This is a genomic window from Cryobacterium sp. TMT2-10 (assembly GCF_004403075.1).
GTDB classification, from domain to species: Bacteria; Actinomycetota; Actinomycetes; order Actinomycetales; family Microbacteriaceae; genus Cryobacterium; species Cryobacterium shii.
Genome location: NZ_SOGW01000056.1, coordinates 1 through 22,582, shown reverse-complemented (window position 1 = coordinate 22,582; position 22,582 = coordinate 1). Strand labels below are relative to the sequence as shown.

The following is a 22,582-nucleotide window of genomic DNA, read 5'->3' as shown; positions in this document are numbered from 1 at the left end:
GCGTACCGTCGCAGCATGAACCCGATCCCGGCCCTGAGCCTCCTCCTCGCCCTCGTCGCGGGCGCCACCGTGCTCGGGCTGCTCTGGCGGGCCCGGCAGGGGCGCACCGCACCGGTCAGGGCGGACGCGCCGCTCACCCCGGCGGATGTCGGCAGCCCCGTGTCCTTCGGAGCACTCGGCACGCTGCTCCAGTTCTCCACCGACCACTGCGCCCGCTGCCCCGGCACGCACGCGCTGCTGACCCGGCTGGCGGAGTCCCGTCCCGGGGTCGCCCACGTCGACATCGACATCACCCACCGGCGCGACCTGGCCAACCGGTTCGGGATCATGCAGACCCCCACCACGCTGATCCTGGACGAGACGGGCCGGGTGCGCGCCCGCATCGGCGGGGCCCCGAACCGGGCCGGCATCCTGGAGCACCTCGACGACCTCACCGGGAGCGCCCATGTCCGTCTCGCCCGCTGAACCGCGATCCGTGAAACCCCGAACCGCCCGCCCGGACCTCGACCCGCGGGGGCCGCGCTTCGGCGCCGCGATCACCGCCGTGCTGCTGCTCGTGGTGGTGTTCCTTTCGCTGACCGGGGCATCCGTGGCCGCCCTGCTGCTGCTGGCCGGGCTCGCCGGTCTGTTCGCGTGGGGCGCGTTCGCCGGGGCCGGCCGTCACCCGTACGGCATCGTCTTCAAGAAGCTCGTCCGACCACGGCTGGCGCCCCCGGCCGCCCTGGAGAACCCCGCCCCGCCGACGTTCGCCCAGGGGGTGGGCCTGGTGGTCACCCTCGTCGGGGTCGTCCTGGGCGTCGCCGGGATCGACCCGGCCGTCGGGGTGGCCGCCGCGGCCGCCTTCGTCGCCGCGTTTCTGAACGCCGTGTTCGACTACTGCCTGGGCTGCCAGTTGTACCTGCTCCTGCTGCGCGCCGGGGCGCTCGGCGGCGCCGGTCGGGCCGAGGCCGGCCGGTGAATCCGTTTAGCTGAACATCGGCTGGGATATTCCTTCATCCGGGCCGGGCCGCCGGTTAGGCTGGAGCTTCACTTCCAGGAGGTAACACCATGGCACTCACCAGCGAAGCAACAACCGTCTGGACCGGCGACCTGAAGTCCGGCACCGGGAACGTCACCCTCGATTCCTCCACCGCCGCCGAGTTCCCGGTCACCTGGCAGGCCCGCGCGGTCGGCACCCCGAACACCACCAACCCGGAGGAGCTGCTCGGCGCCGCGCACTCGGCCTGCTTCTCGATGGCACTCGCCAACGGCCTCAGCGCCGCGGGCCACGTCCCCGACAGCATCCAGACCACCGCGGCGATCACGTTCGAGGCCGGTGTCGGCGTCGTCGGCAGCCACCTCCTGGTCAGCGCGAAGATCCCCGGGCTGACCGAGGAAGAGTTCGTGGCCTTCGCCGAGGACGCCAAGGCGAACTGCCCGATCTCGAAGGCGCTGGCCGGCATCCCGATCACGATCGAAGCCGAACTGGCCTAGAGCCGACTCACCGCCATGCGAGTACTGGTCTCCGGCGCATCCGGACTCATCGGCACGGAACTCCGCACCCAGCTGGGCGCATCCGGGCACACGGTCGCCCGGCTGGTGCGCCGTGAACCGCGCGGCAGCACCGAATTCCGGTGGGATCCGGCCGCCCTGAGCATGGATGCGGCCGCGCTCGACGGCGTCGACGCGGTGATCAACCTGTCGGGCGCCTCCCTCGCGCGTTTGCCGTGGACGGCGGGCTACCGCCGGGAGATCCTCGATTCCCGCGTGCAGGCCACGCGCACGCTGACGGATGCGATGCGTCGCCGCACGACCCCACCGTCGGTGTTGCTGAACGCGTCGGCCGTCGGCATCTACGGCAACCGCCCGCACGAGGTCCTGACCGAGGATTCCGCCCCGGGCAGCGACTTCCTGGCCAAGGTCGTGTCGGTGTGGGAGTCCGAGGCGTCCCGCGCACCCGAGCAGACCCGGGTCGTCACCTTCCGCACCGGGCTGGTCATCGCCCGGGGCGGGGCCCTCAAGCCGCTGCTGCCGCTGGCGAAAGTCGGCCTGGCCGGGCCGCTCGGCAAGGGCACGCAGGGCTGGCCGTGGGTGAGCCTGCACGACGAGGCTGCCGCGATCGTGCACCTGCTCACGTCTCCCCTGTCCGGCCCGGTGAACGTGGTGGGGCCGACGCCGGCCACGGCCAACGCCGTGATCCGGGCCGTGGCCGACGCGCTGCACCGGCCGTTTCTCCTGCCGGTCCCCGAATTCGTGCTCACCCTGGCATTGCAGGACGCCGCCCGTCAGCTCCTGCTCGCCGACCAGCAGGTCTCGGCGTCACGCCTGGAACGCGACGGCTTCGTGTTCGCCCACCGCACGGTGGCCGAGGCCGTCGCCGCGATGCTCCGCCGGCCCTGACCCCGGCAGCAGCAGCCCCCCAGCGTCCAACCAATTCGACGGAGATTCGGCTGTAAAAACACGCATTTCGGCCATTCCGGGCCGATCCGGGCAAAATCTCCGTCGAATTCGTTCGGGCCGGAGCGGTTGTGGGGCGCCTCGGACCCGCGCGGGGGCTGCCGGCGGGTTGGGGCTGCGGGCGGGCTAGGGGGCTGCGGGCGGGGCAGCGGCCGTGGCGTCGGCGCGCTCCAGGGCGATAGCGGTACGGATGGCGCCGCGAGCCCGGCGACGGTCCCCGGACGCGTCGTAGGCCAGGCCCAGCCGGAACCAGGCGCGCCAGTCCTCCGGGGCGGCGTCGACGGCCGCCCGGAACACCGGGAACTCGGCATCCGCTGCAGCCCGCATCGGGCGTCCGCTCGGCCGGATCGGCAGGTCCTCGACGGGAAGCCCGCCCTCGGCCTCGAGTCGGTGAACGAGCCGCTCGGAGTTGCGACCGAACCGGACCTCGGCCGCCAGTGCCCAGGTCCCGATCAGGGGGAGCACGAGCAGCGCCACCCCGATCACGATGCCGACCGGTTCGCCGCTCTGCAGGAACAGGATCGCGCGCCAGCCGACGAGGACCAGGTAGAAGGCGAGCAGCAGGGCCATCAGGCCGGCGGCGACGCGGCCCTTCATGCCCGCACCTCCGCACCCGTCGCGGCCGGATCCGTCGGCGCCGGGTCCGTCGGCGCCGGACCGGTCGCAGCCGGATCCGTCGGCGCCGGTTCGGTCGCAGCCGGGCCGCTCGACGGCGCACCCCGCTCCCCCAGCCCGAGGTCGATGATCTGGTCGAGCCCGACGGTGACGCCCGTGGCCGTGCGCGCAGCCGCGAGGGCCAGCAGGATGCCGCGTTCGTAGGCGGCCGCCGACAGGGTGTTGTGGCTGATGGTGAGGGTCTCCCCGGCTCCGCCGAAGATGACGTCCTGACGGGCCAGCATCCCCTCGAGTCGCAGGCTGTGCACGGGCACGCTCGAGACCTGCTGGCCGCGGGCGCGTTGGTCGGTGTGCGGCGCGGCGACCGGGCCGATGTCGGCCCTGGCTCGCCCGATCAGCTCGGCGGTGCGCACGGCCGTGCCGGATGGCGAGTCCACTTTGCCGGCCTGGTGGGCCTCGACGATCTCGATCGAGTCGTAGAAACGGGCCACCATCGCGGACAGGGCGGTGGCGATGACCGACCCGATCGAGAAGTTGGGGATGATGATGACCCCGGTGTCCTCACGTCCGGCGATCCGGTGGGCGAGGGTGTCGATCCGGCCCTGCGACCAGCCGGAGGTCCCCACCAGCACGCGCAGCCCGTGGTCCACGGCGAAGTCCACCACGCTCTGGCTGACCCGCGGCAGGGTCAGATCGATCACGACCTCCGCCCCTAGCATCTCGGACAGCTCGCTCCGCGAATCCAGCCCGGCGACGAGTTCATAGCCGTCGGTCTGCTCGACCAGCCCGGAGACCAGACGGCCCATCGTGCCCGTTACGCCGACGATGGCCACCCGTGTTGTCATGGCATCCAATCTACCAAGGGACCCCGAGCCCTTGCCGCCCGGGCGCATCGAAGTAGCCTTGGGCCATGCCTGATTCCCCAGCCCCGGCCTTCAGCGACGTGTCGGTGACGGATGCCGGTTCGATCGCCCTGCTGACCCAGTACTTCAGCGACCGGGAGTCAAGCTTCCCGTCCCGGCAGGGCCGGTACCGCACCACGTTCCCCGACCCGGCCCAGTTCATTCCGCCACGCGGGGTGTTCCTGCTGGTGGGTGAGCAGGCGGGCACCGAGCAGGCCGGCACCAAGCAGGACCACGCCAAGCAGGCCCAAGTCGAGCACGTCTTCGTGGGCTGCGGGGGCATCCGCCGGATCGAGGATTCCGCGGCCGGCGAGACGCGGTACGAGGTCAAGCACCTGTGGCTGCAGCCGCACGTGCGGGGCCGCGGCTGGGGCCGAAGCCTGCTGACCGAGCTGGAGCGGCGCGCCCGCGCGTTCGGCGCGGCGGAGGTCGTGCTCGACACGAACGCGAGCCTCACGGCCGCCGGTGCGCTCTATGCGCGTTCCGGTTACGACTCCTGCGAGCCGTACAACGACAACCCGAATGCCACGAACTGGTACCGCAAGCGGCTCGCCCCGAGCTGAGGCCGCCCGAAGCCGGAACCGCTAGAAGAGGAGCGGGTCGGGCAGGCCCGTGCGCAGTTCCACCGGCAGGTGCCCGGTGTCGTTGTGGGTCACCATCGTCCAGGGGCGCCCCGGCTTCTGGTGCAGCACGGTGAGGCCGCAGTTGGCCTGGTTGATGCTGATCCAGCGCCAGTCGGGTGCGCCGAGAACCTCCCGCACGAACCAGGCGATGACGAAATTGTGGGTGATCAGGAGGTCGTGGCGGTCGCCGCGGCGCGGCTGCAGGAACTCGGCGACGGCGTCTTCCATCTGCGCGCTGCCGGCTTCGATCTCCGCCTCGGAGACGGCGCCGAAGAAGGGCGCGTAGGCGGCCGGGGTCTGCGGCGCCATCCCGGAGGGGATGCAGTCGAAGAGCAGCGGCGACGGCACCGGGGTCAGGGCGGGCAGGCGCTGCGCGATGATCCGGGCGGTCTCGGCGGCGCGCTGCAGCGGCGAGTGCCAGGCATCCGTGAACGGAACCCCGCCGAGGCGCTCGGCGATCAGCTGCGCCTGGCGCGTGCCGCGGGCCGACAGTGGCCCGTCGGGCAGCCCGTGTTCGGCATCCTGCTGCTCACCGTGGCGGACAAGGTAGATGTAGTGGGGCACGTGGTTCTCTTTCAATTCGGTGCGCGGAGGCCGTACGACGGTGTTGCGGCCTCGGGGGTGTGGGGCAGGGGTGCGTTCAGGGGCGGACGGACGTCGCCATGACGGCCGCGAAGATGTTCGGGTCGAGGGCGCCGACCGCGGCGATGGAGAGCGGCCCGGCGGACAGCTCGGCGGCCAGGACACGCACGTCCTCGGCCGTGACCCGCGCGAGGCGGCGCAGGGCCTCGTCGAGGTCGATGAACTCGCCGAGCGTGATCTCGGCGCGGCCGAGCCGGGACATCCGGGTGTCGGAGTCTTCGAGGGCGAGTGCGGATGCGCCGGACAACTGGCCCGCGGCCCGCTTCATCTCGTCGGCCGTGACGCCGTGCTCCGAGATGCGGTGCAGCTCGCCGAGCATGAGCTCGGCCACCTGGCCGGCCTTCGCCGGGGTGCAGCCGGCATACATGCCGAACAGGCCGGCATCGGAGTAGCCGGGGGCGAAGGAGTAGACGGAATAGGCCAGGCCGCGCTTCTCGCGCACCTCCTGGAACAGGCGGGAGGACATGCCGCCACCGAAGATGGAGTTCAGCACGCTCATGGTCACGCGGCGGTCGTCGGTGGCGAGCAGCCCGGGGAAGCCCATCAGGATGTTGGCCTGCTCGAGCGGCCGCTGAACGATCGTGACCGGTGCACCCTGGCTGAGGGCGACCGGGCTGCCGCTGCGCCGCCCCACCGGAGGCGCGAAGACGCTGAGGTCCCAGCCCGCCAGGGCCAGGGACCGGGTCACCGCGGCGACGAGCACATCGTGGTCGACGGCCCCGGCAACGGTGACGACGAGATCCTGGGGCCGGTAGTTGGCCCGGTAGTGCTCCAGCACCGCGGCGTGGGTCGCGGCCCGGATCGTGTCCGGGCTGCCGCCGATCGGCCGCCCGAGCGCGTGGTCGCCCATGATCGCCTCGAAGAAGCGCCCGTTCGCGACATCCGCCGGGTCGTCGTCGGCCATGGCGAGTTCTTCGAGGATGACGCCGCGCTCGTTCTCGAACTCCACCGGGTCGAGCAGGGACGAGGTGATCATGTCGGTGAGCACCTCGACCGCCATGAGCAGGTCCCGGTCCTGCACCTTGGCGTAATAGCAGGTGTATTCCTTGGCGGTCATCGCGTTGTGCTCGCCGCCGACGGAGTCGAAGGCGATCGCGATGTCCAACGCCGTGCGCTGTTTCGTGCCCTTGAACAGGAGGTGTTCGAGAAAGTGGGTGGAGCCGAAATGGCCGGGCGCCTCGTCGCGGGAACCGACGGCGACCCAGTAGCCGATGGTCAGGCTGCGACTGCCGGGCACGTGCTCCGACACGATGCGCACCCCGCTGGGCAGCACGGTGCGTCGCACAAGGGACTCCCCGGCCGCGTGGAAGGAGAGTTCGGGCAGGTCCAGAGGAAATTCGACGGCACCGTTCATGACATCACCCACCTTACGTCACGGCACCGTCACGACCGGGAAGCCAACCGGGGCACGAGCCGGGCGGCTCGTCAGGGCTGCGGCAGTCGGGAAGCGGATCGTGGGCGCCTACTCAATGCGCAGACACCCGGTCTAGGTCCACCATGTCGCCGCGCGTCAGACGGATGCCGGCCGCGGCCACCAGCGCCTCCACCTGGTCGGGGTGGCTGGCACTGGCCACCGGGGCGACCACGGGGCTGCGCGCGATCAGCCACGCGATCGCGATCGCCGCGGGCGCCACCTCGTGTTCCTCGGCGATCCGGTCGAGCACGGCCAGCACTCGGAACCCGTGGCGGTTGAGATGTTTGGCTGCCCGGGAGGCGCGGGTGGTCTTCTGCAGGTCGGCCTTGGAACGGTACCGGCCGGCGAGGAAGCCGTGCGCGAGCGCGAAATACGGCAGCACCGCCAGTCCCTGCGCACCGGTGACCAGGGCCAGTGAGGACTCGAACGGGGTGCGGTGCAGCAGGCTGTACTGCGTCTGCAGGGCCACGAAGCGGGGAAGGCCGTTGGCGGCGAGCACCCTCGCCTCCATCAGCCGTTCGGCGGAGAAGTTGGAGGCGGCGAGGTAACGCACCTGGCCGCTGCGCATGAGCACGTCGACGGCGCCGAGGCTTTCCTCCAGGGGAACGGTCGGGTCGTCGAAGTGGAAGTGCAGCAGGTCGATGTAGTCGGTGCCCAGCCGGTCGAGGGAGGCGTGCACCGCCCCGATGATGCTGCGGGAGGAGAGGCCGGGGTTGTCCCGGTTCTTGCCGATCTTGGTGGCGATGACGGTGCTGTCCCTGGCCCGGCGGGAGCGCAGCCACGCCCCGATGATCACTTCGCTACGCCCGGAGGTGTAGCTGTCGGCCGTGTCGAGGAAGTTGCCGCCGAGTTCCCGGTGCCGGTCGAGCACGCTCGTGCTCGTGGCGCCGTCGGCCGTCCAGCCGAACACGCTGCCGCCCAGGGCGAGCGGGTGCACGACCAGGTCGGTGTCGGCGATCGTGCGGCGCAGGCTCCGCGCGGGGTGGGCGGGCGGAGCCGGGACGGAGCCCAGCGCTGCCGGCTGCAGCGCTTGCGACTGAAGCGGAATGTCGGTGGAGATGGCCGGCGGACCCTGCATGGTCACGGGGCCCAAGGGCGCAGACCGTGCGGTGCCGGCTGCTTCGGACGGGGGAACGGTACCGTGCGTGCTCGGACGGGGCATCCGTCGTCTCCCTCCGGTTTGTGCCGAGAGTATCCCCGGCGATCACGGTTGGAAAGGACACTCCAGGACCGTTACCAAAATGTGCACGAGCGCCCCCTTGCTATCGTTCTGGCATGTCTTTTCTCAGCCCCGTCACCCTGGCGGGAAACCTCGTCACCCTCGAACCGCTCGCCGCCGAGCACCACGACGGGCTGGTGGCGGCCAGCGCCGACGGTGAGCTCTGGAACCTCTGGTACACCGCCGTTCCGCGCCCCGAGGAGATGCGGGCGGAGATCGACCGACGGCTGCGCCTGCAGCGGGAGCAGAGCATGCTGCCCTTCACGGTGCGGCGCACCGACACCGGCCTGATCTGCGGCATGACGACGTTCATGGACGCGGATGCGGACAACCGGCGGGTGGAGATCGGCTCCACCTGGACGGCGGCCGGCGCCCAGCGCACCGGAATCAACACCGAGAGCAAACTTCTTCTCCTCACGCATGCCTTCGAGAGCCTGCGCTGCATCGCGGTCGAATTCCGCACCCACTGGATGAACCAGCAGTCCCGGGCGGCGATCGCCGGCCTCGGGGCCAAACAGGACGGCATCCTGCGTAACCACCGTCAATCGCCCGACGGCGCGCTCCGCGACACGGTGGTCTTCTCGGTGATCGAGTCGGAGTGGCTGAGCGTGAAAACGGGCCTGACGCACAAGCTGCGCTCCCGCGCGGACCGGTAGGAGGCGGTGCTCGCGGGGCAAGTTATAATTGGAGGGAACCGATTCTTGAGTAGCGGCCACCAGGCATCGCCCCCCGCCTGCCCGAATCATCCGCGAAAGAAGGATCCATGACGCAGCTATCCGGCATGTCCACGCCCGAGGTCCTGACCGAGGCGCTGCGGCGACGCACCTTCGCCGTGATCTCGCACCCCGACGCCGGCAAGTCGACGCTGACCGAGGCGCTGCTGCTGCACGCCCGGGCGATCACGACGGCCGGCGCCACCCACGGCAAGGCAGGACGGCGCGGCACCGTGTCCGACTGGATGGCGATGGAACAGGCCCGCGGGATCTCCGTCACCAGCGCGGCCATCCAGTTCGAGTACCGCGACGCCGTGATCAACCTGGTCGACACCCCCGGCCACGCCGACTTCTCCGAGGACACGTTCCGGGTGCTCTCCGCCGTCGACGCCGCGGTCATGCTGGTGGACGCCAGCAAGGGCCTCGAGGTGCAGACCATGAAGCTGTTCGAAGTCTGCCGTCAGCGCGGCCTCCCGGTCATCACCGTCATCAACAAGTGGGACCGCCCGGGCGCCGAGGCGCTGGACCTGATGGACGAGATCCGCCAGCGCACGGGCCTCGTGCCCACTCCCCTGACCTGGCCGGTCGGGGTCGCCGGGGACTTCCGCGGCGTGATCGACCGGTCGACCGACGAATTCATCCGTTTCACCCGCACCGCCGGCGGCGCGAAGACCGCCGAACCCGAGCGCCTGAGCGCGGCCGTCGCGGCCGCTGACGAAGGGGCGGCGTGGGTCACCGCGACGGAGGAATCCGAGCTGCTCGCCGAGTCGGACCAGGACCACGACGAGGCGCGCTTCCTCAAGAACGAGACCACGCCCGTGCTCTTCGCCGCGGCCGTGCTCAACTTCGGCGTGCAGCACATCCTGGACACGCTCGTGGACTTCGCTCCGGCGGCGGAAGCCCGGGAGGACGCATCCGGTGGTCACCGCCCCGTGGGCAGCGCCTTCTCCGGCTTCGTGTTCAAGGTGCAGTCCGGCATGAATGCTTCGCACCGGGACCACGTCGCCTTCGTTCGGGTCTGTTCCGGCCAGTTCCGGCGCGGCATGATCGTCACCCACGCCGCCAGCGGGCGGCCGTTCGCGACCAAGTACGCGCAGCACCTGTTCGGGCGCGAGCGCGAGGTGGCCGACGAGGCCTGGCCCGGCGACATCGTCGGCCTGGTCAACGCCTCGGCCCTGCGGGTCGGCGACACGATCTTCGAGACCGAACCGGTCGAGTTCCCGCCGCTGCCGATGTTCGCGCCCGAGCACTTCCGGGTGGTGCGGTCGGCGGACTCCAGCAAGCACAAGCAGTTCCGTCGCGGCATCGACCAGCTCGACCACGAGGGTGTCATCCAGGTGCTGCGCTCGGAGCTGCGCGGCGATCAGGCGCCGGTGCTCGGCGCGGTCGGGCCGATGCAGTTCGAGGTCGTCGAAGAACGGATGACGCACGACTTCGGCGCCGCCATCCGCACGGAGGCCCTGCCGTACCAGCTGGCCCGGCGCACCGACCGGGAGAGCGCCGAGATCCTCGGGCACGACCGCCAGGTCGAGGTGCTGATGCGTTCCGACGGCACCCTGCTCGCCCTGTTCAGCACTCCCTGGCGGCTGCGCAACACGGTGCGGGACCACCCCGAGTTGATGCTGGAAGACCTCGCCACCGGGAGCAACGCGGTTCCGGCCGCCTACTAGCTGTAGCCGCCCTTCTCCGGACTCCTCCAGGCGGCAGCACCGTCCCCGGCCAGGCCAGGCCCAGCCCGGCCCGGATTCCCCGCGCCCGGCCCCTCGCAGCGTGCGGTGCTGAACCAATTCGACGGAGATTTTGACGAAAAACCGTGATTCCGGCGTGTTTTGGCCCGATTTTGGCAAAATCTCCGTCGAATTCGTTAGGGGCGGGGCACAGACGGATGCCGCCGGGGCGCGGGGCTCCGGGCTACGAGGCGCCGGGCTACGAGGCGCGTCAGTCGGCCGCCGGGTCAGCGGGTCATGCTCCGCGGGGGCAAGGTGAAGGCGTCCCCGCCGAATTTCTCATTGGCGACGCTCATCATGTCCGGCCACATCCGGTGCCGGGCGGTGGCGGCCTGCCCATTGTCGAAGTAGGTCTCCCGCTGATCCTCGCCCTCCCCCGACACGTTCACGACGCCCACGACCGTGGCGACCTTGGTGCTCGCCCCGGACATCCACGTGTCCAGGTTGTCGTCGGTGGTGCCGGTCTTACCGATCATGGGCACCCGCGGGGAGGTGGCCCGGTAGGAGGCGGTCGCCGTACCACCGGTCAGCACCCGCTGCATCGCATAGGTCATCCCGGCGGCGATCTCGGGCGCGACGGCGGCCGTGCAGGCTGACTTCGGCGCGGCGATCTCGGTTCCGTCCGGGCCGACGATCTTGTCGATCACGACCGGGGTGCAGGTGACGCCGTTGTTCGCGATCCCCGCATACGCGGCCGCCATGGTCAGGGGCGCGATTTCGTTCGTGCCCAGCACCGAGGAGGCACCCTGTTCCAGGGGATTGCCGTCGGCTCGGTGAATCCCGAAGGCCTCGGCGGTCTTACGGATGTTGCAGAGGTCGAGTTCCTTGGCCATCCCGATGTAGCCCGTGTTGATCGAGCCGACGGTAGATTCGAGCGCGCTGTAGTACGAGTCGTTGTCGTTGGAGGAATCGTTGCCGGGCGCGAACGAGTAGCCGTAGTCCTGCGGGCCGTTGCAGCTGTCCTGGAACTCGCCCCAGTCCGAGCGCTCCCGGGAGTTGACCGTGTCGCCCAGGGTGTTGCCGGCCTTCAGCCACTCCGCGAGGGTGAACACCTTGTAGGTCGACCCGGGCTGGAAACCGTTGGAGCCGCCGCGGTTGAGGTCGGTGTTGTAGTTGACGGCCGTGAAGTTCGCCCCGGTGGCGGCCGGGTCCTGGCTGTAGTCCTTGTTCTGCGCCATGGCGAGCACCCGGCCGGTGCCGACCGCGACGCTCGAGATCACACCGCCGACGTCCCAGCCGTCGAACGTCTTGGGCACGTTCTCCGCCAGGGTGGCCTCGGCCGTCGCCTGCAGGTCGAGGTCGAGGGTCGTGAAGACCTTGTAGCCGCCGAGCCGGAAGTTGGCTGCGCGCTCGGCGGCCGTCTTGCCGAACGCCGGGTCGTCCCGCAGGGTCTGCACGACCAGGTCACAGAAGTAGGCGCTGCCGCCGGCGGTCTGGCAACCGGTGCTCGGTTCGGTGATGGCGGGTTCGACCGGCGCGGCGACCGCCGCGTCGCGGTCGGCCTTGCTGATCTTCTCGTGCGCGAGCATCTCGTCGAGGATGTAGTCCCGACGGTCCTTGTTGGCGGCGTATCCGTTGGCTGCCCCGTTGGTCTCGCTGTCCGGTTTGTCGAGCTGGAACTTGACCGGGTTGTTCACGATCGCGACGAGGCTGGCGGCCTGCGGCAGGGTCAGCGCAGCCGCGGTCGTGTTGAAGTAGTAGTTGGCGGCCGACTCGATGCCGTAGATGGAGCCGCCGAACCCGGTGATGTTCAGGTACTGGCGCAGGATGTCGGCCTTGGAGTATCTCTTCTCCAGCCCGATGGCGAGGCTCATCTCGGTGAGTTTGCGGCTGGCGCTCGTCTCCGTCGCCGCGTCGTAACACGCGGTCCGCTTGGCCTGGTCGGCGAGGGTCTCGCACTTCTGCACCAGGACGTTCTTGACGTACTGCTGGGTGATGGAGGACCCGCCGCGGGCCGTCCCGGTGACCAGGGTGGACACCAGACCGGTGACGCTGCCCCAGATGTCCACGCCGCCGTGAGCGTAGAAGCCGGGATCCTCGCCGGAGGTCGCCGCATCCTTCACAAACGGGCTGATCGCAGCCGAGGCCACTTCGACCCGGTTCTGGTCGTAGAACGAGGCGAGGAGCACGGGACTGCCGTCGTTCGCGGTGGCGTAGACGTTGCTCTTCTGCGACAACCGGCCGATCGACAGATTGTCGGGCAGGGTCACCATCACTGTGATCGCGACCGCCCCGACGATGGCGACGACGACACCCATCGCGATCAGGGTGCGGGTGCGGCGGCGCGATCGCCGACCGCTTCTCCTGCTGGCTGACCTGGGGCTGGTTGAGGGCGTGGTCTCAGTGCTCATGGTGCGACAAATCACTTCCCGGTCGGGTCACGTGCCCGGTTCCGTCGACAGAGGGGGGCCGCCGGGCCGGGCGGCCCGGCGGCATCCGGCTAGGCGTCGACGACGACCGAGGTGATGACCGGGATGCGACGGTACTTGCGCTGCATCCAACGGGTCAGGCTCTGGGTGAAGATGTCCTCGAGCTCAGCGCCGTTGACGATCTTGACCTTGTTCGCGGCGCGCAGGGCGTCATCGATGGACTTGGTCGCGCCCTGGATCCACTCGTTGTCCTGAACGAAGCCGCGGGCGATGAACTCGACCGGCTCGGTGAGAAGGCCGGTGCGGGTGTCGAGGATGCCGAGGATGGTGACGGCTCCGTCGTTGGCGAGCTGCACGCGGTCGGCGAGGGCCTCTTCCGAGCCGCCGCCGCCGACGGTCATGCCGTGCACGAAGACGAGCTCCGCGGCGACCCGGCCGGTGACCTTCGCGAGGCCGTCGACGAGGTCCACGACGACGCCGTCTTCGACGATGAGGACCTGGTCCTCGGGAATGCCGGTGCGGATGGCGAGGTCCGCGTTGGCCTTGAGGTGGCGCCATTCGCCGTGGTACGGGATGACGTTCTTGGGCTTGACGATGTTGTAGCAGTAGACGAGCTCGCCGGCGGAGGCGTGGCCGGAGACGTGCACCTTGGCGTTGCCCTTGTGCACGACGTTGGCACCCCAGCGGGTGAGGCCGTTGATGACCCGGTAGATCGAGTTCTCGTTGCCGGGGATCAGGGAGCTCGCCAGGAGCACGGTGTCGCCCTCGCCGATCTTGATCACGTGCTCGCGGTTCGCCATCCGGGCCAGGGCGGCCATCGGCTCACCCTGCGAGCCGGTGCAGATGAGAACGACCTTGTCGTCCTTCATCCGGTCGAACGCCTTGACGTCGACGATCAGGCCCTTGGGCACCTGGAGGAAGCCCAGCTTCTCGGCGATGCCCATGTTGCGCACCATCGAGCGGCCGACGAAGGCCACCTTGCGGTTGTGCCGGGCGGCGGCGTCGATGACCTGCTGGATGCGGTGCACGTGGCTGGCGAAGCTCGAGACGATGATGCGGCGCGGCGCGGTGCGGAAGACGGCGTCGATGGCCGGACGGATGTCCTCCTCGGTCACCGTGAATCCGGGAACCTCGGCGTTGGTTGAGTCGGTCATGAACAGGTCGACGCCCTCTTCACCGAGCCGGGCGAAGCCGGGGAGGTCGGTGAGGCGGTTGTCGAGGGGGAACTGGTCCATCTTGAAGTCGCCGGTGACGAGCACGAGGCCGGCCTCGGTGCGGATGGCGACGGCGAGGCCGTCGGGGATGGAGTGGTTCACCGCGAGGAACTCGAGGTCGAACGGTCCGGCCTTGCGGCGCTGGCCTTCCTTGACCTCGATCAGGCGGGGTGTGATGCGGTGTTCTTCCAGCTTGGCGGTGACGAACGCGAGCGTCAGCTTCGAGCCGATGATCGGGATGTCCTTGCGCTCGCGGAGCAGGTACGGCACCCCGCCGATGTGGTCCTCGTGGCCGTGCGTGAGCACGATCGCCTCGATGTCCTGCAGGCGGTCACGGATGGAGGAGAAGTCGGGCAGGATCACGTTGATGCCGGGCTGGGTCTCCTCGGGGAACAGCACTCCGCAGTCCACGATCAGGAGCTTGCCCTTGTGCTCGAAGACCGTCATGTTGCGGCCGATTTCGCCCAGTCCGCCGAGCGGGGTGATGCGCAGGCCGCGACGGGGAAGGGACGGCGGCGTGGACAGGTCAAGCTGGTGCTTGGTCAATGAAACTCATTTCTCAGGGTGAGACTGCGCGCGTGTCAGGCGGCATCTCGCTAGTTGGGCCGATCATCGGCCCTGTGAACGGGTGGTGCAAAGTTGGGATTCGGGTGCCCGCACGGGCAGGCTGCGCCCGAAGGCAATGGCATCAGGGTCGTGCAGTCACCGACACTGGGGTCGAGAGGGCACGCATGCTGCTCATGACTGCCCATTCTACCGCAACCGGATGCGACCCCCCGCCGGTCGCCGCCCAGCCTTCTCGAAGCAGCCCGCGCTACGGTCGACGCATGTCAGCTTCAGAGCTCTACTCGACCCCGCTCACCCTCATCGACGGCACGGAAACGACGTTCGGCCAGTTCAGGGGCAAGACGGTTCTGGTCGTGAACGTCGCCTCCAAGTGCGGGTTCACCCCGCAGTACGCGGGCCTGGAAGCGCTCTACGAGAAGTACAACGACGACGGACTCGTCGTGCTGGGCCTCCCCTGCAACCAGTTCATGGGCCAGGAACCCGGAACCGACTCGGACATCGAGTCGTTCTGCCAGCTGAACTTCGGCGTCACTTTCCCGCTGACCGTGAAGGTCGACGTGCGCGGCAAGCACCAGCACCCGCTCTACGCTCAGCTGACGAAGTTCAAGACCGGCCTGCTTCCCGGCCTGATCAAGTGGAACTTCGAGAAGTTCCTGGTGAACGCCCAGGGCGAGATCGTCGACCGGTTCGCCTCGACCGTGGAGCCGGAATCCGAGGAGATCGTCGGCGCGATCGAGAAGGCGCTCGAAAGCAACGCCGCGTAGACGGATGTCCCCACGCCCGTAGGCGATGGGGAACGATCCCCCGCGGTTCCGAGGCGCTGCCTGCCGCAACATCCCCGAGCCGCCTGTGCGAATTCGACGGAGATTTTGCCCAAAACCGGTGCCGGACGCCCTCAAAACGTGTTTTAACGCAAAATCTCCGTCGAATTGGTTCGGCGCAGTGCTCGCTCGGCGAGGGCGGCGGACGGCGGGCGAACGTTGCTGACGGTGGCGGGCGGCGCTCGGCGAGGGCGGCGGCGAGCGGCGTTAGTCGGTGGCTTCGGTCGGGGGCTGGTCGAGGCCCGGCGGGATGACTTCCGCGCGGCGCAGCACGGCCTCCGCGTGGCGGAGCAGCGGCGCGTCGACCATGCGGCCCTGGTAGGCGAACACGCCCTCCTCACCGGCCGCCGCCTCCAGGATCGCCCAGGCCGCCGCGACCTCCGCGGGCGCGGGCCGGTAGGCGTCGCGGATGACGCCCACCTGGCTGGGGTGGATGCAGGCCGTGGCCCGGAACCCGCTCGCCACGGCATCGTCGACCTCGGCGGTCAGCCCGGCCAGGTCGGGGATGGCCAGGAACACGCCGTCGACCGCGGCCTTCCCGTGCGCCCCGGCCGCCAGCAGCACGGCGGACCGGGCGTGGCGGGCGACGGCCCGGTAGCTGCCGTCCGCGAACCGGCTGGAACTGCCGCCGAGCGAGGCCACCAGGTCGTCGGCGCCCCACATCAGGGCGACCACGTTCGGCGCGGCCGCGATCGACGGGGCCGCGAGCACCCCGGTCGCGGTCTCGCAGAGCGCGATCACCTCGAACCGGGCCAGCGCCTCGAGCTCGGCGGCGCTGACGGTCTTGGGCACCATGACGTAGCGGTACATCGTCTCGTCGAGCGCGTCGAGGTCGAGGGCGAAGTCGGGGGTGCCGACCGGGTTGACCCGCACGATGGTGCGGTTCGGGTCGAGCGGATGCCCGACCAGCAGCCCGCGGGCCCTGGCCCGGTTCGCGGGCAGGAGGGCGTCCTCGAGGTCGAGGATCACGGCATCCGCCCGGTCGGCGGCCTTGCGGTACCGGTCGGGCCGGTCGGCGGGGCAGAAGAGCAGCGCCGGCCCCAGGTCGAAGCTCATGACGCTGCCACCTGACACCAGACCAGCACCGTGCGCACGGCCGTGGCCACCACGTCCCCGCGCTGGTTGCGCCCGGTGTGGCTGAGCGTGACGAGGCCCTGCCCGGGCCGCGACGCCGACAGGCGCCGCCCGGTCACCACCGTCTCGGAATAGAGGGTGTCCCCGTGGAACAACGGATGCGGGAAGGTCACCTCGCCGAACCCGAGGTTCGCGACGATCGTGCCCTGGGTCAGCTGCGCCACAGAACTGCCGACCAGGGTCGACAGGGTGAACATCGAGTTGACCAGGCGCCGGCCGAACGGCTGGGTGGCGGCCCACGCGGCATCCAGGTGCAGCGACTGCGTGTTCATCGTCAGGGTGGTGAACAGCACGTTGTCGGCCTCGGTGACCGTGCGGCCCGGGCGGTGCAGGTAACGCGCCGCCAGGTCGAACTCCTCGTAGTACAACCCGCGCTGCTCGATCGTGCGCCGTTCGTCGGCGCGGCCGTCGTCGTTGTCGCCGGCGTCGGTGACACCGCCCGCGAGCACGCCGCCCTCGCTGAAGCCGTCCTCGTTCATGCCCTCCTCCTATCCGGTGAAGCCGAGGGCCCGGGAGATGACCATCAGCTGCACCTCGGTGGTGCCCTCGCCCAGCTCGAGAACCTTGGAGTCGCGGTAGTGCCGGGCCACCGGGTTCTCGTTCAGGAAGCCGTAGCCGCCGAAGATCTGCGTCGCATCGCGCGCGTTGTCCATGGCGGCCTCGCTGCCCACCATCTTGGCAATCGACGCCTCCATTTTGAAGGGGTGCCCGTGCACCATTTTCTGCGCGGCGTCATAGTAGGCGAGCCGGGCCGTGTGCACGCGCGCCTGCATCCGTGCGATCTTGAACGCGATGTGCTGGTTGGACCCGATCGACTTGCCGAAGACGTTGCGGCTGTTGGCGTAACGGATGGCCTCCTCCAGGCAGCCCTGCGCCGCACCGGTGCAGAGCGCGGCGAAGGCGACGCGGCCCTCGTCGAGGGTCTGCACGAAGTTGGCGAACCCGCGGCCGCGCTCGCCGAGCAGGTTGGCCTCGGGCACCCGCACGTCCTCGAACACGAGCGGGTGCGTGTCGGAGGTGTGCCAGCCGACCTTGTCGTAGGCGGGCAGCGCGGTGAAGCCCGGCGTCGGGGTGGGCACGAGGATGGCCGTGAGCTCCTTCTTGACCGAGCCGCCGGGCCGCCGGGACTCCCCCGTGACGGCGGTGACCGTGACCAGCCGGGTGATCTCGGAGCCGGAGTTGGTAATGAACTGCTTGGTACCGTTGATGACCCACTGCCCGCCGACCAGCTCGGCCGTGGTCTTGGTGCCCGCGGCGTCGGAGCCGGCATCCGCCTCGGTCAGGCCGAACGCGGCGAGCGCGCGCCCCGCGGCCAGCTGCGGCACCCATTCCTGCTTCTGCGCCTCGGTGCCGCGGCGGTAGACGGGCATAATGCCCAGGCCGACGCCGGCCTCGAGGGTGACCGCGATGCTCTGGTCGACGCGGGCGAGCTGCTCGACGGCGAGGCAGAGCGAGAAGTAGTCCTTGCCCTGGCCGCCGTACTGCACCGGGAACGGCAGCCCGAACAGGCCCAGCTCGCCCATCTGGGCGATGATGCCGTAGGGCAGGCTCCGTTTGGTGTCGTATTCGTAGGCGGCGGGCGCGACGACGGTATCGGCGAAGTCGCGCACGTCGTTGCTGAGACGCTGCTGGTCCTGGGTCAGTTCGGAACTCACGATGATGCTCCCCTGTCTGGGCTGTCGGTGTCTGGGCTGATGATGGTGGCGACGACCTGGTCGAGCTTGACCAGGTCGCCGGGTTTGAAGGTGACGGTGACCAGCCCCGCGATCAGCGCGGTGAGGCGGTGTTCCATCTTCATGGCCTCCACGGTGAGGATGGCCTGCCCCACGGCGACGAGGTCCCCCGTCGCGGCGTGCACGGCGACGACGGTTCCCGGCATGGGCGAGCGCACCTCGGGGCTGACCGCTCCCGGGGCCAGGTCGCGGCCGGCCAGCCGTTCGGCCTGGAGCTCGGCGCCGGTCAGGTGCAGAAGCGAGACCGAGAAACCCGAGCTGCCGATCCACAGCCGGCGGCCGCCGGACCCGAGATCCGGGGCCATGTCGGACACGATGTCGAGCACCTGCAGCACCCCGTCGACCTCGACGCTGACGGCCCCGGGCCGGTTCGCGTCGGTGAGGCTCGCGGCCACGGGCATCCGGTCACCGATCACGACGGATGCCGCGCTCGGCGAGCCCTGCACGCCGACGGTGACCCGGTCGATCGCGCTCGTGGCCAGGGTGTAGTGGGTCGGCCGGGACGGGCCCATCCGCCAGCCGGTCGGCCGGGACCAGACCGGGTCGGCTGCCGGCATCGCGTCCGACTCCGCCGCCGCCCAGGCCTGCCCGTGCAGGACCAGCGCCGCGGCGACCAGCACGTGGTCGTCGACGCCGCGGAAGGGCAGGCCGGGCAGCCGGCGCTCGATCAGGCCGGTGTCGAGGCGCCCGGCCTGCACGTCCGGGTCCTGCACGAGCAGCCGCAGGTATTCGAGGTTGGTGCTCACGCCGAGCACGAGGGTCTCGGCGAGCGCCCGGTCGAGCCGGGCGAGCGCCTGGGCCCGGTCGGCTCCCCAGGCGATCACCTTGGCCAGCATGGGGTCGTAGTCGGCGGAGATCCGCAGGCCGGGGACGAGCGCGCTGTCCACCCGGATGCCCTCGCCGGTCGCCTCCCGCAGCGCGAGCACGCAACCGGTCGCCGGCAGGAAGCCGCGCTCGGGGTTCTCGGCGTACACCCGGGCCTCGATCGCGTGGCCGGCCAGCACCACGTCGGCCTGGGCGTGGGCGAGCGCCTCCCCCGCGGCCACGCGCAGCTGCCACTCGACGAGGTCGATCCCGGTGACCATCTCTGTGACCGGGTGCTCCACCTGCAGCCGGGTGTTCATCTCCATGAAGAAGAACTCCTCCGGGGCCGCGTCGGAGACCAGGAACTCGACCGTGCCGGCCCCGGTGTACCCCACGCTGCGGGCGGCCGCGCAGGCGGCCTCACCGATCCGCGCCCGGGTGCCCGGGTCCAGCAACGGCGACGGCGCCTCCTCGATCACCTTCTGGTGCCGGCGCTGCAGCGAGCACTCGCGCTCGCCGAGGTGGATCACCCGGCCGTGCGTGTCCGCCAGCACCTGCACCTCGATGTGCCGGGGTGCAGGCACGAAGCGCTCGATCAGGAGGGTGTCGTCGCCGAACGCGCTCGCCGCGACCCGTCTCGCGGCCACGAGCGCCGCGGGCAGGTCGTCGGGGCGCTCGACCAGGTGCATGCCCTTGCCGCCGCCGCCGGCCGACGGTTTGATCAGCATCGGGTAGCCGATCCCCGGGGCCGCGCCGATCAGCTGCTCGTCGGTCTGGCCGGGCACGGAGACGCCGGGGATGACGCTGACCCCGGAGGCGGCGACGTGGTTCTTCGACCGGATCTTGTCGCCCATCACGCGGAGGGCGTGCGCGCTCGGCCCGATGAACACGACGCCCGCCGCGGCGCAGGCCTCCGCGAATGAGACGTTCTCGCTCAGGAAACCGTAACCGGGGTGGATGGCCTGGGCGCCGGTGGCCCGGGCGGCGGCCAGGACGGCATCCTGGTCGAGGTAGCTCAGCCGGGCGCTGGCCGGACCGAGCCGCACCGCGGCATCCGCCAGCATCACATGCCGGGCGCCGCGGTCGGCGTCGCTGTACACGGCGACCGAACGGATGCCGAGGGTGCGGAGCGTGCGGATGATGCGGCAGGCGATTTCGCCGCGGTTGGCCACCAGCACGGTGTCGAAGGCTGTCATGGTGTCCTCACATCCGGAAGAGACCGAAGGCGGTCTCGGGCAGGGGGGCGCGGGACACGACGCCGAGGGCGAGGCCGAGCACCGTGCGGGTGTCCGCCGGGTCGATCACACCGTCGTCCCAGAGCCGGGCGGTCGAGTAATAGGGACTGCCCTGGTGGTCGTACTTCTCGGCGATCGGCGCCCGGAACGCGGCCTCGTCGGCGGCCGCCCACTCCTGCCCGGCGCCCTCGAGCTGCTCCCGCTTCACGGTGGCGAGCACGGAGGCGGCCTGCGGGCCGCCCATCACGGAGATGCGGCTGCCCGGCCACATCCAGAGGAAGCGCGGAGAGTAGGCGCGGCCGCACATGGAGTAGTTGCCGGCGCCGAACGAGCCGCCGATCACGACCGTGAGCTTGGGCACCCGGGCGGTGGCGACGGCGGTCACCATCTTGGCGCCGTGCTTGGCGATGCCGCCGGCCTCATAGTCCTTGCCGACCATGAAACCGGAGATGTTCTGCAGGAAGATCAGCGGGATGCCGCGCTGATCGCAGAGTTCGATGAAGTGGGCGCCCTTGAGGGCGGATTCGGAGAACAGGACGCCGTTGTTGGCGACGATGCCCACCGGGTGCCCGTGCAGGTGCGCGAAGCCGGTGATCAGGGTGGTGCCGTAGTCGCGCTTGAATTCGTGGAACTCGCTGCCGTCGACGAGCCGGGCGATCACCTCGTGCACGTCGTAGCGGGCCTGCACGTCGACCGGCACGGCGGCGTAGAGCTCGGTCTCGTCGGCGACCGGGGCGCGCGACGGGAGGATGTCCCAGGCCGGGGCGAGCGGGCGAGGCAGGGTGGCGACGATGTCGCGCACGATCTGGAGGGCGTGCTCGTCGTTCTCGGCGAGGTGGTCGGTCACGCCGGAGGTGCGGGCGTGCAGGTCTCCCCCGCCGAGTTCCTCGGCCGTGACGATCTCGCCGATCGCGGCCTTCACGAGCGGCGGGCCGCCGAGGAAGATGGTGCCCTGGCCCCGCACGATCACGGTCTCGTCGCTCATCGCCGGCACATAGGCGCCGCCGGCGGTGCAGGAGCCCAGCACGGCGGCAATTTGCGGGATCTTGGCCGCGGACATCCGTGCCTGGTTGAAGAAGATGCGGCCGAAGTGCTCTTTGTCTGGGAAGACCTCGTCCTGTCGGGGCAGGAAGGCCCCGCCGGAGTCGACCAGGTAGACGCACGGGAGCCGGTTCTCGAAGGCGACCTCCTGGGCGCGGAGGTGCTTCTTGACCGTCATCGGGTAGTAGGTTCCGCCCTTGACGGTGGCGTCGTTGGAGATGACGAGCACGTGGCGGCCGTGGATCAGGCCGATCCCGGTGATGATCCCGGCCCCGGGGCTCTCGTCGCCGTAGAGGCCGGTGGCGGCGAGCGGGCAGAGTTCGAGGAACGGGCTGCCCACGTCGAGGAGGCGGTCGATGCGCTCGCGCGGGAGCAGCTTGCCGCGGGCGAGGTGGCGCTGCCGGGAGGCCTCCGGGCCGCCGCGCGCCACGACCTCGAGGCGGCGGCGCAGGTCGGCGACGAGCTCCCGCTGGGCGGCGGCGTTCTCGGCCGCGGCGGCGCCGTCGATCCGACTCACGAGTGTCTCCATCGACAGCTTCCCGTTCGAGCGTGCGAGCGTTACAGTTAGTGATTACTAACCGAAAATTCAGGTTAGCCGTTCGTAACTGAGAAGTCCAGAGTTCGCCGGAAGGACCGCCGATGCCCGAGGTTGCGAGCGAGGGCCGAGCCGAGGCGGCGCCGGAGGGTGCGCTTCAGACCGCAGCCGAAGCCGCGCCGACGCCGCGCAGCCGCGCCAAGGCCGACCGGCGGCAGGCGCTGCTGGGGGCGGCCGCGACCCTGTTCGCGCGGTCGGGGTACAACGGGGTCTCGATCGAGGATCTCGGGGCGGCCGTCGGGGTGAGCGGCCCGGCCGTGTACCGGCACTTCAGCGGCAAGCCGGCCGTGCTCGCCGCGCTCCTGGTGGAGGTCAGCGAGACGCTCGTCGCCGGCGGCCGGCAGGTGATCGATCGCGCCCCGGATGCCGCGGCGGCCCTGCGCGAGCTGGTGCGGTTCCACACCGACTTCGCCCTGTCGAACCCCGACGTGATCCGGGTGCAGGACCGGGATCTGGACAGCCTGGCCACCGGCGACCGGCACCGGGTGCGGGCCCTGCAGCGCGCCTACGTGGAGCTGTGGGTGTCGGTGCTCGGGCAGGTGCATCCGGGGGTGGATGCCGCGCTGTTGCGCATCCGTGCCCAGGCGACCTTCGGTCTGCTCAATTCGACCCCGCACACCCTGCCAGCCTCCCCGAGCGGCGCGGTGCGGCCGCTGCTGGAGGAAATGGCGCTGGCGGCGCTGGGCGCGTCCTGAGGGGCGCGCGCCCGCACGTCGCAGCCGCGTGGGCTCGGCCGCGGGCTTCGCGGGTGCTGCGCCGCTGCGCGCGTGTCACGCCG

The 22,582-nt window shown here is 70.4% G+C and carries 21 protein-coding genes; 9 read left to right on the top strand and 12 right to left on the bottom strand.

Annotated features, from left to right (window positions below; all coding sequences use genetic code 11):
• The first annotated feature begins 15 nt into the window (after window positions 1-15).
• From E3T37_RS06395 to E3T37_RS06380, 4 genes are all read left to right on the top strand, one after another.
• The gene (locus tag E3T37_RS06395; RefSeq protein ID WP_174776167.1) at window positions 16-465 is read left to right on the top strand and encodes a thioredoxin family protein; all 450 of its coding nucleotides are present in this window, start codon (window positions 16-18) and stop codon (window positions 463-465) included.
• Entirely contained in the window at window positions 446-958 is a 513-nt protein-coding gene (locus E3T37_RS06390; RefSeq protein ID WP_134365977.1) for a DUF4395 family protein, read from the top strand. The genes E3T37_RS06395 and E3T37_RS06390 overlap by 20 nt, the downstream gene beginning before the upstream one ends.
• An 89-nt stretch (window positions 959-1,047) precedes the next feature.
• Complete coding sequence (locus tag E3T37_RS06385) at window positions 1,048-1,473, top strand: OsmC family peroxiredoxin (RefSeq protein ID WP_134365976.1); 426 nt, start codon at window positions 1,048-1,050, stop codon at window positions 1,471-1,473.
• 15 nt (window positions 1,474-1,488) lie between these two features.
• Window positions 1,489-2,379 (top strand): TIGR01777 family oxidoreductase, encoded by an 891-nt coding sequence (locus E3T37_RS06380; RefSeq protein ID WP_134365975.1) that lies wholly within the window; start codon window positions 1,489-1,491, stop codon window positions 2,377-2,379.
• 183 nt (window positions 2,380-2,562) lie between these two features.
• On the opposite strand, the gene E3T37_RS06375 is transcribed toward E3T37_RS06380, so the two are convergent.
• Window positions 2,563-3,033 carry a hypothetical protein gene (locus E3T37_RS06375; protein WP_134365974.1) on the bottom strand — a complete coding sequence of 157 codons (471 nt, stop codon included), beginning with the start codon at window positions 3,031-3,033 and terminating at the stop codon, window positions 2,563-2,565.
• Window positions 3,030-3,896: a 4-hydroxy-tetrahydrodipicolinate reductase gene (gene dapB / locus E3T37_RS06370; RefSeq protein ID WP_134365973.1), complete on the bottom strand. Its 867-nt coding sequence runs from the start codon at window positions 3,894-3,896 to the stop codon at window positions 3,030-3,032. Before dapB ends, E3T37_RS06375 begins: the two co-directional genes overlap by 4 nt.
• A 65-nt stretch (window positions 3,897-3,961) precedes the next feature.
• Here dapB and E3T37_RS06365 point away from each other — a divergent pair, with 65 nt between their 5' ends.
• Window positions 3,962-4,516, top strand: coding sequence for a GNAT family N-acetyltransferase (locus E3T37_RS06365; protein ID WP_134365972.1), 555 nt, complete (start codon window positions 3,962-3,964; stop codon window positions 4,514-4,516).
• A 21-nt stretch (window positions 4,517-4,537) separates the two neighbouring features.
• Here E3T37_RS06365 and E3T37_RS06360 read toward each other — a convergent pair whose 3' ends face one another.
• The 3 genes from E3T37_RS06360 to E3T37_RS06350 all read right to left on the bottom strand — a co-directional run bounded on the left by E3T37_RS06360 (window position 4,538) and on the right by E3T37_RS06350 (window position 7,794).
• On the bottom strand, window positions 4,538-5,140 hold the full coding sequence (locus E3T37_RS06360; protein WP_134365971.1) for a histidine phosphatase family protein: 603 nt from the start codon (window positions 5,138-5,140) through the stop codon (window positions 4,538-4,540).
• Between the two features lie 76 nt (window positions 5,141-5,216).
• Window positions 5,217-6,572, bottom strand: coding sequence for a pitrilysin family protein (locus tag E3T37_RS06355; RefSeq protein WP_134365970.1), 1,356 nt, complete (start codon window positions 6,570-6,572; stop codon window positions 5,217-5,219).
• A 112-nt stretch (window positions 6,573-6,684) separates the two neighbouring features.
• A complete protein-coding gene (locus E3T37_RS06350) occupies window positions 6,685-7,794 on the bottom strand; it encodes an aldo/keto reductase (protein WP_241975919.1) in 1,110 nt (369 codons plus the stop codon).
• Window positions 7,795-7,907: 113 nt separating this feature from the next.
• On the opposite strand from E3T37_RS06350, the gene E3T37_RS06345 reads away from it, so the two are divergent.
• Both E3T37_RS06345 and E3T37_RS06340 read left to right on the top strand, forming a co-directional pair.
• Complete coding sequence (locus E3T37_RS06345; protein ID WP_134365969.1) at window positions 7,908-8,507, top strand: GNAT family N-acetyltransferase; 600 nt, start codon at window positions 7,908-7,910, stop codon at window positions 8,505-8,507.
• 107 nt (window positions 8,508-8,614) lie between these two features.
• On the top strand, window positions 8,615-10,234 hold the full coding sequence (locus E3T37_RS06340) for a peptide chain release factor 3 (protein ID WP_134365968.1): 1,620 nt from the start codon (window positions 8,615-8,617) through the stop codon (window positions 10,232-10,234).
• Window positions 10,235-10,518: 284 nt separating this feature from the next.
• Here the strand turns inward: E3T37_RS06340 and E3T37_RS06335 are convergent, their stop codons facing one another.
• Window positions 10,519-12,642, bottom strand: a complete 2,124-nt coding sequence (locus tag E3T37_RS06335) for a transglycosylase domain-containing protein (protein ID WP_134365967.1) — start codon at window positions 12,640-12,642, stop codon at window positions 10,519-10,521.
• A gap of 89 nt (window positions 12,643-12,731) precedes the next feature.
• The gene (locus E3T37_RS06330; RefSeq protein ID WP_198415989.1) at window positions 12,732-14,420 is read right to left on the bottom strand and encodes a ribonuclease J; all 1,689 of its coding nucleotides are present in this window, start codon (window positions 14,418-14,420) and stop codon (window positions 12,732-12,734) included.
• A gap of 281 nt (window positions 14,421-14,701) precedes the next feature.
• Here E3T37_RS06330 and E3T37_RS06325 point away from each other — a divergent pair, with 281 nt between their 5' ends.
• Window positions 14,702-15,205, top strand: coding sequence for a glutathione peroxidase (locus tag E3T37_RS06325; RefSeq protein ID WP_134365966.1), 504 nt, complete (start codon window positions 14,702-14,704; stop codon window positions 15,203-15,205).
• A 264-nt stretch (window positions 15,206-15,469) separates the two neighbouring features.
• On the opposite strand, the gene E3T37_RS06320 is transcribed toward E3T37_RS06325, so the two are convergent.
• Genes E3T37_RS06320 through E3T37_RS06300 form a run of 5 tightly spaced genes read right to left on the bottom strand, consistent with a single transcriptional unit; the run spans window position 15,470 to window position 21,738 of the window.
• Window positions 15,470-16,318, bottom strand: a complete 849-nt coding sequence (locus E3T37_RS06320) for a CoA ester lyase (protein ID WP_134365965.1) — start codon at window positions 16,316-16,318, stop codon at window positions 15,470-15,472.
• Complete coding sequence (locus E3T37_RS06315) at window positions 16,315-16,875, bottom strand: MaoC family dehydratase (RefSeq protein WP_134365964.1); 561 nt, start codon at window positions 16,873-16,875, stop codon at window positions 16,315-16,317. Before E3T37_RS06315 ends, E3T37_RS06320 begins: the two co-directional genes overlap by 4 nt.
• A 9-nt stretch (window positions 16,876-16,884) precedes the next feature.
• The gene (locus E3T37_RS06310; protein ID WP_134365963.1) at window positions 16,885-18,051 is read right to left on the bottom strand and encodes an acyl-CoA dehydrogenase family protein; all 1,167 of its coding nucleotides are present in this window, start codon (window positions 18,049-18,051) and stop codon (window positions 16,885-16,887) included.
• The gene (locus E3T37_RS06305; RefSeq protein WP_134365962.1) at window positions 18,048-20,129 is read right to left on the bottom strand and encodes a biotin carboxylase N-terminal domain-containing protein; all 2,082 of its coding nucleotides are present in this window, start codon (window positions 20,127-20,129) and stop codon (window positions 18,048-18,050) included. The genes E3T37_RS06310 and E3T37_RS06305 overlap by 4 nt, the downstream gene beginning before the upstream one ends.
• Before the next feature lie 7 nt (window positions 20,130-20,136).
• Entirely contained in the window at window positions 20,137-21,738 is a 1,602-nt protein-coding gene (locus E3T37_RS06300) for a carboxyl transferase domain-containing protein (protein ID WP_134365961.1), read from the bottom strand.
• 110 nt (window positions 21,739-21,848) lie between these two features.
• Between E3T37_RS06300 and E3T37_RS06295 the strand changes: the two genes are divergently transcribed.
• Window positions 21,849-22,499 carry a TetR/AcrR family transcriptional regulator gene (locus E3T37_RS06295; RefSeq protein WP_134365960.1) on the top strand — a complete coding sequence of 217 codons (651 nt, stop codon included), beginning with the start codon at window positions 21,849-21,851 and terminating at the stop codon, window positions 22,497-22,499.
• Window positions 22,500-22,582 lie beyond the last annotated feature (83 nt).